Origin of the sequence: Lentihominibacter sp. (assembly GCF_046951855.1) — a bacterium.
Lineage (GTDB): Bacteria > Bacillota > Clostridia > Peptostreptococcales > Anaerovoracaceae > Lentihominibacter > Lentihominibacter hominis.
In genome coordinates this window covers 74,330-88,290 of record NZ_JBKTXS010000002.1, presented here as the reverse complement: position 1 = coordinate 88,290, position 13,961 = coordinate 74,330, and the positions used below count along the sequence as shown (strand labels likewise).

Annotated in this window: 9 protein-coding genes and 1 pseudogene; all 10 read right to left on the bottom strand. The window is 36.4% G+C overall.

Features of this window, described 5'->3' with window-relative positions; genetic code table 11:
- Positions 1-650: pseudogene (locus ACLR96_RS01105) on the bottom strand (D-alanine--D-alanine ligase); the annotation flags it as partial.
- 17 nt (positions 651-667) lie between these two features.
- Positions 668-2,200 carry an LCP family protein gene (locus ACLR96_RS01100; RefSeq protein ID WP_412265074.1) on the bottom strand — a complete coding sequence of 511 codons (1,533 nt, stop codon included), beginning with the start codon at positions 2,198-2,200 and terminating at the stop codon, positions 668-670.
- A gap of 113 nt (positions 2,201-2,313) precedes the next feature.
- Positions 2,314-4,344: a GtrA family protein gene (locus tag ACLR96_RS01095; RefSeq protein WP_177267486.1), complete on the bottom strand. Its 2,031-nt coding sequence runs from the start codon at positions 4,342-4,344 to the stop codon at positions 2,314-2,316.
- 5 nt (positions 4,345-4,349) lie between these two features.
- On the bottom strand, positions 4,350-6,071 hold the full coding sequence (locus ACLR96_RS01090; protein WP_177267487.1) for a glycosyltransferase: 1,722 nt from the start codon (positions 6,069-6,071) through the stop codon (positions 4,350-4,352).
- A gap of 18 nt (positions 6,072-6,089) precedes the next feature.
- On the bottom strand, positions 6,090-7,115 hold the full coding sequence (locus ACLR96_RS01085; protein ID WP_177267488.1) for an alcohol dehydrogenase catalytic domain-containing protein: 1,026 nt from the start codon (positions 7,113-7,115) through the stop codon (positions 6,090-6,092).
- A 13-nt stretch (positions 7,116-7,128) separates the two neighbouring features.
- Positions 7,129-7,836, bottom strand: a complete 708-nt coding sequence (locus tag ACLR96_RS01080; protein ID WP_177267489.1) for a D-ribitol-5-phosphate cytidylyltransferase — start codon at positions 7,834-7,836, stop codon at positions 7,129-7,131.
- A gap of 2 nt (positions 7,837-7,838) precedes the next feature.
- Complete coding sequence (locus tag ACLR96_RS01075) at positions 7,839-9,803, bottom strand: hypothetical protein (RefSeq protein WP_177267490.1); 1,965 nt, start codon at positions 9,801-9,803, stop codon at positions 7,839-7,841.
- On the bottom strand, positions 9,793-11,181 hold the full coding sequence (locus ACLR96_RS01070; RefSeq protein WP_177267491.1) for an O-antigen ligase family protein: 1,389 nt from the start codon (positions 11,179-11,181) through the stop codon (positions 9,793-9,795). The genes ACLR96_RS01075 and ACLR96_RS01070 overlap by 11 nt, the downstream gene beginning before the upstream one ends.
- A complete protein-coding gene (locus ACLR96_RS01065) occupies positions 11,163-12,230 on the bottom strand; it encodes a CDP-glycerol glycerophosphotransferase family protein (protein WP_177267492.1) in 1,068 nt (355 codons plus the stop codon). The genes ACLR96_RS01070 and ACLR96_RS01065 overlap by 19 nt, the downstream gene beginning before the upstream one ends.
- A gap of 112 nt (positions 12,231-12,342) precedes the next feature.
- Positions 12,343-13,893: an oligosaccharide flippase family protein gene (locus ACLR96_RS01060; RefSeq protein WP_177267493.1), complete on the bottom strand. Its 1,551-nt coding sequence runs from the start codon at positions 13,891-13,893 to the stop codon at positions 12,343-12,345.
- Positions 13,894-13,961 lie beyond the last annotated feature (68 nt).

Sequence of the window (13,961 nt, the reverse complement as noted above, 5' to 3'; positions counted from 1 at the left end):
GCCTTTTCTAAAGCTTCCGGAAGAGCTTCCGATGTTTTTACTTTACTTATTCCTACAGATGAACCTGCATTGGCAGGTTTTACAAACAGAGGAAATTTACAATCAAAAAACTTTTCTATGCTGTCAAGCTCTTTATCGGCATCTTTTTCACAGAGACTTTTATATACAACTAAGCTCTTCGCCTGATCCACAATCGAACTCTGATTTATTATAGCCTTTGTTATCGCTTTATCCATAGATGCAGATGAAGCGGCAGCACCCGAGCCTACGAAAGGAATCCCTGAAAGCTGTAAAAGCCCCTGAATAGTACCGTCTTCACCATTTCTTCCGTGAAGAACCGGGAATATGACATCTGCTTTAAGAATGCTAAAAGATTTATCATCCTCTTGGATCATCACCCCGCCAACACTTTTATCGGGAACTATAAAAGCTTTTTTATTATTTTTATCCTTTTCCCATAAGCCACTATCAATATTAACAATAGGGGAACGTGTCAAAAACCAGTTCCCCTCCTTTGTAATGCCTATGGTATTTATATGATATTTTTCTTTATCCACATGTTCAAGCAATGATGCTGCCGATACACACGAAACTTCATGTTCCGACGATTCTCCGCCGAATAGTATCACAAGAGATGTCTTATCTTTCATATACATTACCTTTCTTTTTAATAATACCCTGTTCTAACAGATATGCTTTCACTGATACTTTGAACATCCTGCGTAGGCTCATAATCCTCCTGTCCGAAGAATTCCTCATGAAGCCGGCTTACGTTGCTTTTAAGTGTAGTCGGGATATTATAATAAGCACCGCTGTTCCAATCACTGTGGTCGTAAGGCCATCCAACACTGTCAGTCATTTTATATGATGTCAGCTTCATGATCATTCCCATCATGTCTGCTGATGTCATATTGGTTTTTATATCGGGAAGAATTTCATTTGAAATTTTCTTAAGCGCCTTGGTATCCATGGATTTAGCTTTTTCAAAGGCCGCCTGTACTACTATCTTCATTCTTTCATTTCTTCTGAAATCACCCGTAACAGCATCTTTTCTTATTCTGGCATATGTAACCGCCTGATTGCCGTTCAAAGTCTGCATACCCGCCGACTCAATTTTAGCATTGGATCCGCCTATATTCTTATAGGTGTCCTGTATATATTTATTCATCTCATTTATTTCTGATTCCTGTATTTCTATATCAAGCCCCCCCAGGGCATCGACAGTATCTGCTACTGACTTCCAGTTCACTACCACTACTTCTTTTATATTAAGATCAAGGTTTTTATTGAGAGAATAAAGGACTTTTGTAGGCCCTCCATAATAATATGAATGTGTGACCTTGTCCAATCCCACATCATCACCGAGATCAAGATATGTATCACGATATACGGAAAACATCTTTATCTCATTTGTTTCTTTATTTATACTGGCCACTATAATAGCATCACTTCGCACATCCTGATCATTTGTCATATCTCTGGCATCTATACCCAGCAAAGCTATATTTCTGTAATTCCGAAGATCCGAATCCACTTGAGGATTTATTCCTATCATATCCGGATCAAGCTCAACACGCCCTACATTATCAAGAGTGTTCTTTACAACAGTAAAACCCGCCGCTATAACCCCTCCTATTCCCAAAACCAATATGAGAACAACTAATAATGCTACCTTTAAGCCTCTTCCGTTTTTTCGTCTTTTACCGAATTTTCCCGCTGCCTTTTTTTCATCGCCGGACATTATGTCCATATCATCTTTATTCTTTCTGCCCGGCCTTGCTATACTCTTCTTACCTCTGGCGCGTTCTTCAAGATATCTCTCACGTTCAAGATCGGCGCGATGCCTTTGTTTCCTCATTTGCGAATTGCCATAAGGAGTATTATCTACAGAACTTCCGCTCCTGTAAGGTTCTGAATTTATATCCGATCGCCTCGCTCTTTTGCTCTCAGACACGTAATAATCGTTTCCCGATAGACTGCTTCCGCGGCTTGTCCCTTTATTTCCGCCTGACTTTCCTGACTGAATATACGCTCCATACAGGTCATCATCTTTCACATAATGTCCCCTGTCGCTGCTTCTATTTTCTCTCAGCCTTAAATATTCCTGATAAGCCTGCTCTTTGGCACGCTGTTCATTATTTTTATTCTGTCTTCTTCCTGATGTGCTGCCGTAATCTCTTCTGCCTTTGTCATCACTCATTCATTTGCTCCTTTCACATCACTGACCATTATACCAACAGGATGCCAGTAAATCAATAAAAGCGGAGGTTTTAGCTATGAAAGTTATGTGAAAATTCATCTTTTATTTTCATTTCATATCTCATCTGTTAATTTTTTTACCTTGTCTTTAAGTTTGTCATGGATATCTGCTGATTTTAAACGATCGTTGCCTTTTACACAGCAGTAAAATTTTATCTTGGGCTCTGTACCTGAAGGTCTTACGGCAAGCCATGATCCGTCCCTGAATATATATTTGAGTACATTTGCCTCAGCAAGGCCTTCTGCACCTTTACTGTAATCAAGGACTTCTTTTACTTCCTCGATATCTGAAAATACAGACTCTCCTTTATTTCTTAAAAATCTCATTATCGCTGATATTTTTTCTGCTCCTTTAGCACCCTCAAACACAAAAGAACTCTGATCATCTATATAATATCCGTATTCGCCGAACAACTGATTAAGGACATCTATAAGTGTGAATCCCTTCTGCTTCCAATAAGCTGCCATCTGGCACATAAGCATAGAAGAAGAAATTCCATCCTTATCCCTTATATGAGTTCCCAAAAGATACCCATAACTTTCTTCATACGCCATAAAGATTTCACTATCTTTAAGCTTATTCATCTCCGCAGCCAGATCTTTAAATCCCGTGAAAGTCCGTATCGTACTTACTCCGTAGCTTTCAGCCACATCAGGTCCCATATCCCCTGTAACTATAGACGTTATCAGAAATTTCCCTTTTGACGGTCTCATTCTCCCTAAAAAATCTGCAAAAAGTACTCCTATCTGATTGCCCGACAAATAGACAATCTCCTCATTATGCCTTATGCCAACGCCTACTCTGTCACTGTCAGGATCAGTTCCTATTATTACATCTGCATCAATATTCATAGCTATCTTTTCCGCTATATGAAAAACTGCTTTTTCTTCAGGATTCGGTTTTTTGACAGTAGGAAAATCCCCGTTGTAATCTGCCTGCTCACATACAAGAGTAACATCACCAAAACCGCATCTTTTTAAAGTTTCAAGAACATAATCTCTTCCCGAGCCGTGAATAGGTGTGTATACGATTTTCAGAGCGTCCATCGCTTTCTCATCAACCTGTACTCTGCATTGCAGTACCGCATCCATGAATCTGTCTACCACATCCTGTCCAATATAACTGATATTGCAATCTTCCAAATCCGCTACAGCTACGTCAAGTTCATCCTTCATGTTTTCCACACTTTCGGAGATCTTATGCGCAAGGCTGCTGTCAAGCTGACATCCCGTACTGTCGTAAACTTTAAATCCATTATACACAGGCATATTATGACTTGCTGTTATCACTATACCTCCATCACATCTCATATTTCTTACCGCAAAGGAAAGAAGCGGTACAGGTGAATATCTATCGAAAATAAATGCTTTTATATTGGCGGCAGCCAGCACTCTTGCCGCCTCTTGGGCAAAATATTTTGAATTGTTTCTTGTATCATAGGCTATAGCTACTTTGGATCCCTCTCCAAGAAGGTCTGCCAGCCCTTTCGCTGCCATTCTTATCGTATATTTATTTATACGGTTAGCCCCCAGCCCCATTATTCCTCTCATGCCTGCAGTTCCAAAGCTGAGTCTTTTGTAAAAAGCTTCATAGATTTCCTCATCCGACATCTTTAAAAGTCTTTTTTTATCACTGTCATCAAGATGCGGACTGTTTACCCACTTTTCATATAATCTTTTATGATCCATGATTTTTCCTCCAAACACAAAAAATCTTTGCCCCAAATAATTAAGGCCAGTAAATATGCACATCCCCGTAAACATTGCTATATTTTCCCTCATATTGACAGATGCACCCACTGCAAGCCATGCTACAGCTGGTTTTGCCGCTCCATAAGCGATAAAATAGCACACCACTATGTTCACAGCAAATTTTACTCCGCTTGCCATTACACCGCCTTTATGTCTGAATGTGAATCTCTTGTTCAGTATATAACTGAGTATACTACCAAAAATATAATTTGCCGCTGATGATATCCAATATGAGCACCCCAGAAAATTATAAAGACAAAACATTACAGACGTTCCGAATATAGTATTGATGATACCTACGAAAATGAACCTATACAATCTTTGGACAGACATATTTATCATCTTCTCAAAATACCTCTTAAAAATTTTTTTATTCCTTTTCCCGCGAAATATTCTAAAACTCTGTTTTTAATATAATTTTTCCTGATTACAGTTCTGCTCACTTTTCTGCAGGAACGCATTATAAAATCTTTATCCGTTAGTGGTGTCAGTACTGATGTTATGCGGCTTTTTTCAAATCTAAGTTCCTTATATATTTTATCTATATCAGAGATATCATCACCTGAAAACCTCAATCCATCTAAGGCGTCTTTCCTGAAAAGTTTATTTGTAAAAGAATTGTCCAATACATTTATTGTCATTTTTTCAAACCGCTCTCTGTCACCATAGCCAAATATAGCATCTATTAAATTTATACGAATGTTGATTCTGTCATTCTTGCAAAGATCACCAAAATAAAATCCTCTCATATATACTGAAATAAAATCCAGTTTGTCATTATTTCGAAGTTTATCAGCCATCTTTTTAAATGTATGGATATCAAGAATAACAGGTTCATTAATAAAATAGATGTATCGCCCTTTAACATCCCTTAGAAGCTCATTACGATCAATATTTTCCGCATCCGTAACAACGATATTAGACATCTCTTTAAAACTCTCTGCCATCCTGTCAAAATCTTCTTTAGTCATAATAACTTCAAAAGAAGGAAATTCCTGATTATATAAACTTTCCACTGAAAGATCCAAGCCCGCTTTATCCATGCCAGATGAAATAACTACCGATATAAGCGGCTCTACCATTATATCTTCCTTCAGCTTATCTTCTTTTGTAAGTCTCTTATCAGGAACTATATCCCAGTCTTTTTCTACAATATCTTCCCATGCATCTTGGGAAAGCATGGGGCGATATAATAACAATGTATCTGAAAGTGCAGATTCTACATTTTCACACCGCCATATTCTTCTATAAAAAGCCTGTATTATACCTCCACTTATAAATCTTGTAACAAGCCTGTCTTTGTATTCGATTTTTTTTGTGTCAGTCTGATTTTCAGTTATTTGTTCTGAAAACTTCAGTATGTCTTTATATACACGTTTTCTGTCATCCAAATACTTTATTCCCACCTTCTTGGATGCAGTATGTTCACCTTGCCAAAAAGGACGTCTGATATAATCATAAACTATATGCTTACAACCGCATATACGAGGACTTGCTGACAAAACCTGAAACAAAAAATGTCCATCCTCAGCAACTTTTACATCCATAAATTTCACACCGTTATCTCTTAAAAATGATAATCTGTACATTTTATTGCACTGAGACCACGTATTTATAAAATTTATATCATCAGGATCTATTTTTCTTTTTTTTGACAGAGCCTTACTTTGGCGATTTACAGAAGCTTTTCCGTAATTATAGGTTGTCATAATTCCTACTGTCATATCAAAGTTATCTGAAACTATTGAAGCATACATGTTTTCAAGGGATTTCTGAGGAATATGATCATCTCCATCAAAAAATATTATATACTTCCCTTGCGCCAGCTCCATTCCTCTGTTTCTTGCAGCAGATACCCCATAATTTTCCTGTTTGAATATCCTAAAACGATTGTCATCTGATAAAACAGAACACATCCTTTCATAGGAATGATCTGAGCTTCCATCATCTATCACTATCGCTTCAAAATCTTTGAAGCTTTGACCTTTTACCGACATAAGCATTTGGCATATATCATTTTCAAGGTTATAAACAGGTATAATTACAGAAATTTCAGGCACCGTTTCATCTCCTCTTTTCTATACATTCCACTTCATGATAGTCTTTCCTCCGGCCTTTTTTATATCAGATTCAAAGGCTCTATTCATATCTTCTACAGATCTTACATCTATTACAGAATCTATCAAATTGGCAATAAGCTGCGCTGCTTTATCATTCTGTGATAAAAATTCAACAGTATTTTTAAAATCCTCATAGCCGGATCTGCTGCTTCCAAAAATTTTTAATCCCTTTTCGAGTACCATTCTCGTATTGAGAGGGACTCTATTCTCACTTACACCCATTAAAGCAATGGATCCCTCCGGTCTTATATAATCAATTATCTGATTATCAGCCATTTCGCAGCCCTGACCGCCTACACATTCAAAAGCATGATCAAATGTCATGTTCTCCGGAATTTCATTTACATGAAAAGTATCTTCTGCAAATACGAAACCTGCCATTTTATCATCATGAATACCCATAATATAAAGTTTTACATCAGGCAGCTCGTGTTTAAGTATTATGGAAACGAGAAACGCAAGGTTCCCATCTCCCCAGATAGCAATGGAATCTTTTCGCCTATGACTGAATTTCAAAAACCGCTGCACTGTATGATAGCTTACTGATATTATCTCTATAAATGCTCCGACTCTTAGGTCAATATTGTCAGGTAGTTCTATAAGCCTGTCTCTCCTCATGGCCACATTGTCCTGCATAAAGCCATCAAATCCACTGGCTCTGAATTTACTGCTTCTCAAATAATTCTCCGCAATGACACTATCTTTTTCAAACGGCGTATTAGGTATCATCACAACCTTCTGACCCACATCAAATTCTTCTCTGCTGTCATAAACCACTTCACCTACGGCTTCATGGATTAATGCCATTGGAAGCTTTTTTTTAAGTACTTCCGGCGCTCTTTTTCCCTGATAATATCTCTGATCAGCATTACATATACTCAAAAAAGAAGGTCTTACTATGACTACATCATCATTAAGATCTATCTCTTCAAATTCAATCTCAAAATTTCTCGGTTTAACTAACCTATATATAGTATTTAACATAATTATCTTCCACCTAAATCTCCTTCTTTATCAGTGCTTCCGCTACAGTAATATCATATGGATATGTTATTTTGATGTTATACGTTTCCCCACTGACAAGATGCACCTTCTGACCCTTGATAGCAAATATCTTAGCAGCGTCTGTAAGTATGTCTTTCTCTGCTTTTGTCAGAGCTTCATAAAGTTCCCACAGTTTTTTTGCTTTGAATGTCTGAGGTGTCTGCCCCTGATACAAAAACTTTCTGTCAGGTATCTGAGATATAGTTTGCCCGTCGAATGATTCAACAATGGTATCAGTAGCAGCAACCACAGTATCACAAGCATCACAAAAATCCATAGATTCAATATTATCCTTTAATATCCTGGTGGTCACAAAAGGTCTGACTGCATCATGCGTTACAATAACAGTCTCATCATCCAGTACACCTTTCTCATCAATATATTTTACAGCATTCATCAAAGTCTCGTTTCGAGTATCCCCACCTTTTAGAACAACTATTTTTTCTCTGTTTTTTATATATTTGCTGATAATCTCATCTGTATACTCGATCCAATCCTCTGGACAAAGCACTATGATTTTCTCAAATCTGCTAATCATCATAAACTTTTCCACAGTGTGTATTATTATAGGCTTTCCGCCTATATTTATAAACTGTTTTGGTTTTTCCACACTGCCCATTCTGCTGCCTATTCCTCCGGCTAAAATCACTCCATATACCATAATCATTCCTCCCGGCGCAAATCACCTTCATTATCTTTTTTTATAAATACAGCTCCAAGACACCAGTACCACCACAGCCATTCCGTTGCCAAAAATGGACGCTCAAAATTTTCGACCAACATGCACAGGGAAATTCCTATGGCACATATCCAAAAATAAAATGCAGGCGACGTTTCTTTTCTTTCCCGTAAATATCTTTTAAAAGATATTACACATACATTTATAAACATGATAATGTATGGAACTGCAGTAAGTATACCATATCTGTAAATTATTCCCAGAATACCGTTATGAGGATATCTTGCTCCTCCCCAGATTATAGGATAATATTCGTGCCCAAAAAAGTTTATTTCTCTCAAGTATTCCATCCAATAAAGATTTCTCGCTGTCAGAAACGACGTAACCCTTTCGTCAAAGGCTATACGTTGAATAGACGGCGCTTCCATACCTATGGATATTATGGCCTGCATCGCTTCATTGGGAGGCTGGCTATCCCACGAAAATACGACCTGTACTATCGGAAGATTAACTGTTGCCCATGCACAGAGTATATGAATACAATAAAACATGACCACAATGGCAACTGCCGATAAAATGCCTTTCACCGGTTTAACAGCGCCACTTGTAATCATCGACACATATTCCGCCAGAAAAAATATCAACCCCGGTACAGCGAGTATAAATCCCGCTCTGGAACCTGCCAGCAATACAAATGACAATGATACCATCGATCCTACCATATCTGCCGCAAACACCAATCTATAATTTCGATTTATAATATGATTCCTTATAGATGCTAAAAATCCCATCAGCACTATTGCGCAGAATATACCATATATATTAGGATTCCATGTATGACCTACAAGCCCGCCAAGTTCACCCCTCGGTCTGCACAGCAATGTGAAACATACAGAAATTAAAAATGCTATTTTAAATGCTGTTATGATCTCCTTAATCACCTTAGCTTTATCTGTTAAATTATCCCATGTGAAATAATAAAAACCCAGCACAGTGAGGTTAACATAACCTATCATGCAAAATCTTTTGCTTATAAAAAATTCCGATACACACATACAAATGCTGAGCCAGAGCCATGCATGAACCACTGGTCTGTTCCAGTCTTTCTTTTCAAGAGGTTTTTCTATCATGCTGACTGCTATAAGCAGCATAAGCACACAGAATATCGCCACATTATATTTGAAATATGCCGTAAGCATATACTTGCCTGTATTATAAATAAACATTATCCAGAACATCCAAAAAATAAGTGCCGCTATTCTCAATGCCGACTTCACTTTTCGCGGAACTTTTAAAGAAAGTGTGACAAATCTATTTCCAAAAGACAGATAAATGTCCTGAAGAAAATCTATAGGCCCGTACCAATCTATCTTTAACTTCTTCCTTCTAAGTATCAATATGACTGTCCCGCTTATCAAAACAAACGTAATTATGAAAGCACCTACATAACGAAGATATTTGCTCATGGAAAAAAACCATTTGCTCTCTCTCAGTTCAATAAATTTTACCGTAAATGATATTGATTCATCATCCGATAAGCTTACCTTAAAAGAGCTACATTCGTCTCCGTCAATTTTGATTTCATTATATCCTTCTTCTATTTCCCGAACCATGGGACGTCCCACTTGTTTGTTTTCATCATACCCCTGTATCTCAAGTGAAGCTTTGTCAAAATTCGCATCTTTTATATCCATATAGATATAATTCCATGCAAAAGGTTCATCAGAAGTACTTATCCAGAAATAGCTGTCATCAGTCCCAGGGCTAAGCACATTATATCCTGTACCTATAGTAGTATCGCATACCTTGCCTGAATCATAGGTATTGGTAAAGGAATGAGACCCACTTATAGCCGCAAGTCCACATGCTACAGACAAAAAAATTATTATAAGTACATATGCTATTGCTTTATTAAATTTGACAAAACGATTACTGTTCTCAAACTGCATTTAACGTCCTCTCACTTTCATCAGCACTATCGGAACCCCATGCCAATATTATAAATACCATCAGTATAGTATAATATCTGCTGGTAACCAGAAGAGCTTCAAAATTGCTTACCATAAAAGCAAAAATTACCGTTGATGCCAGTACCATATTGTGCGTACTTCTCGCAGACAGGGCTCTGGCTTTCCGTATTTTATCAAGCATTATTATCATAAACAGCCCAAATCCTATCCATCCTGTTATAAATATCGTAGCCAGATACCCATTATGAACACTAAAGGTCGTCGGCAGATATCCTTCTTCGGTCCCATAATTGCTTATATATTGACTTTTTAGATATTCGTTCCTTTCATCCTTTTCCAATGTAGGACTACCTGTACCCAAAGCCCATTTATCACTATGGGAAATATAGCAGTCCTGCCATATAATGTATCGTCCTGTACTCAAACTATTTATCTTTTCCTCAGAAGATGACAGAGTCCTATCATTATCATTCATATTGTATGCTATATATCCATATATAAATACTGCTGCCATTGAACTTGCTATAAGACAAATCGCAACAAGCCTTTTAGGGGTAAAGAACCTAAATGCTTTCATGAGCAAAATACAGATAAGAGATACCACAAAGCTAAGTATAGCTCCCCGTGAATCGTATTTCCATAAAACATATAAAGAATATATCCAGTATAACGTCATTATAGGGATATATTTTCTTTTCTTTATAAAAAGCAAACTCAGCAGTATAGCCATTCCTGTCATTATACCGGCTGAATTAGGATTGCTGTACAAGATTGCATTATTATATCCTGATGCACCTGCATCATAATATGTACTTAGTCCGGTAAGAAATTTCAGCAAGCCTCCTTCTGATGTTCCTTCCTGAAAACTGATATCCAGGATATGAACACAATATGTATTAGCAATATTCACAATAAAATTGACAGCACAAAAAACAAATGCAAGTAATTCGACTTTTACCTGCCTTCCCACAGTCCATCCACATATAACAACGAGAAAAACAAATTCAAAAAATATCTCTCTTAAAACGCCATACTGAAAATCTTCCACAGCAAAGCATAGACATCTGACAGCAAAAAATAATATCAGCCAAACAGCCGAAGGTACATATAAGAATCTGTCAGTGAACCATCTCTTTCTTTGCTGCTTAGATACTGTAATAAAACGATATATGAACAACACAAATAATGCCAACATAATAAGATTTTTTAAAGGAGAAAATATACTTCCCCTTACTATACCGATAACTGTATAGTTCAATGTGAATATAAGCATCGCAGATATAATGATAATATTTTCCGACACATTCAGCCATATCGGCATTTTTTCCCGTCCATCTTTTATTGTTTCACGTTCCATAACAATCTGCAAACCCTCTCTGTTGAATGACCATCACAACCATCTAAAAATAAATTATAAAAATCCTCGCGTTTTTCTCTACATAAATCCTCAGCTTTAACAGATTCTACAAGACTCTCAAAATCTTCTGACACTCTTCCGAACAAATATTTATCGAAACTGTAATAAAGACCTCTGTCCCCTGCGTAGTCATCTTTATCGTATACAAAATATATTATCGGTTTGTCAAGAGGAAAATAATCAAATATTATAGATGAATAATCTGTAATCATAATATCACATGCTATAAGAAGATCATTTACATCCTCATAATCAGTAAAATCTATTATACGTTCTCCAAAATCACAGCATTTTACTACAGCTATTCCTCTTTTTACATTATTTTTAAGAGCCGGATGCCATCTTGTCAATATAACATAATCATCGCCTAAACGTTTTATAAGTTGATTTAAGTTTGCTTGCTCAAATCCATAATCAGCATCTCTCACATGAGTTCCCCTATATGTAGGTGCAAACAATACTATTTTTTTATTTTTCAATTCCGGATATTGTTCCAGAAACCGTTCTTTTGTATCTTTTACATATTTATTATCAAACAGCTCGTCCATCCGGGGAGAACCAGTTGCATATATCTTCCCCTCATCCATTCCGAAGGCCTCCGAATAGCACCACGCTATTCTGCTTCCGCTTACAATCGCCTTAGTATATTTTTTATACCCTTTATGAACACGCATTTTCCCACTAACATTAACATGTAGATCCTTTCTGCTATGACCGAATTTTTTATATGCTCCTGCTCCATGCCACAGCTGTATAATTTCCTGTCCTCTTCTGACTTTCATATGAGAAGTTGCCGTATACAAATCGTCCAAAAAAATATATCCCGATACACTTATTGCTTTCCATATACTGAGTACCGCTTTTATACCGTGTCTTTCTCTTCTATCTCCCTTTGTATACGATACGAGGTGTAAATCATGTCTACTGTTGTCGAGATAATCATACACTGCTTTTAAGTTGCCATTTAGCCCTTTATGTGTCTCTGCCAAAAAAAGAACCTGATCTGATTTCAAAGGTATGAAAACACAGCATAATCTGTTAAAAATCATGAAGCATACCGAACTTATTAAACCTCTTATTCTTTGCAAAAAATTCATAATACTATTTTTTTAAAACCTTTTTCTTTACAACATTCAACAAATATTTATAATTATCACTTTTTCTGTAAATAAGCCATAAAAATCCATTAGAAATAATCACTGTAAATATAAATTGAACAGCAAACACACCTATAGCTTTAGCCGAACGTAAATCCCCTGCTCCACCAAACGCTATATCAATTCCTTTACATGCTCCCAAACAAAGAAATACGGCTATAAGAAAAACTATCATATATTCAATATATTTTTTTACGTACTCTTTAGCACTTTTTTTAAAACCATACTTGTACAGAACATGAGGCTCTATCCATACGCATGTCGTAAGCGAACTGATGATAGTCCCTATCATGACGCCTGCTATTCCTATGAATTTTACAAAAATTACAGATAGTATCAGGTTTATGAGTGACTCATAAAGAGGCATGTATTTATTATACCAATACAGACCTTTAGCATTTTTAAAGGTTTGTGCCGTCTTCCTCATTCCAGTCAGATAATCTTTAAAGACGAGAAGAAAAACTACAGCCATGCCAAACGTGTACTTTCCTCCAAGCCAAATATTTCCTATAAAAGGATTCAATAGAGCAAACAATCCGCAACAGGAAAAGGTATACATCCAGAAATTCATAAAAAGTATTTGGAACAGGGTTTTCTCCTGTTTCTCAACATCCTCTGAAACAGCCAGATTACCCACACTGGCAGATATTCCTGTAAAGAATTTATTCACAAAAGACGTAAGAGCACTAGTCAACGTATAGTAATTAGAATATAAGCCAACACTCACAAGACCAAGAAATTTAGAAATTATCATATTATCTGTTGCAAAAACAATTATACTGCCTATTTTATGAAGAATCATTGCCGCAGTGTTTTTCTTGATCTGCTGAAATATTTCCTTAGGCATTTTCTCTTTTGATTTATGTTTAAGATACGGATATTTTTTATTTGCTATCAAAGTAATATTTACATTTTGCAAAAACAAAATAATTATTCCAAGCCCCATAAACAACAGATAATTCTTAGTTATTATCAGAAGTATTGACCTTATTATTATAGAAGCTATATTAAATATCTCATCGTTTATCGTAACTATATAATTCTTCTGATTTGCTTTTATAAATGTAGCCCTGTATGAAAAGAAATATGACATAGCAGAATTCATTACGTACATTACATATATCACATGTATATATGGTATATCAGGAACACCCTTTATCAAATATTCTATCACAGGTGTAAAGGAACATCCTACAATAAGGATAAACAGCCCTACCCCCACATAAACTTTTTGATAGAATGTCATAATGACACTTATCTTATCTTTCTCCCCTCTTGCAATAGGACCGTAAAGGCTGAACACTATAGCCTCTCCTATTCCCAGTTCTGCCAGAGAAAGCATCGACAGAACATTGCTGAACAGACCGCTCAAGCCTACATATTCTACCGAAAGAACCATAATTATAACAGTTCTCGATATAAACTGACCAAAGACATGCACTATATGCATCATCCATGCAATTTTTACATTTTTAGCAGAATTTTCTAAACGCACAGCAACACCTCTGTATTTTAATATCCAAAACCTATATTATTAATTACTTTCTAAAAATATCCAAGCTC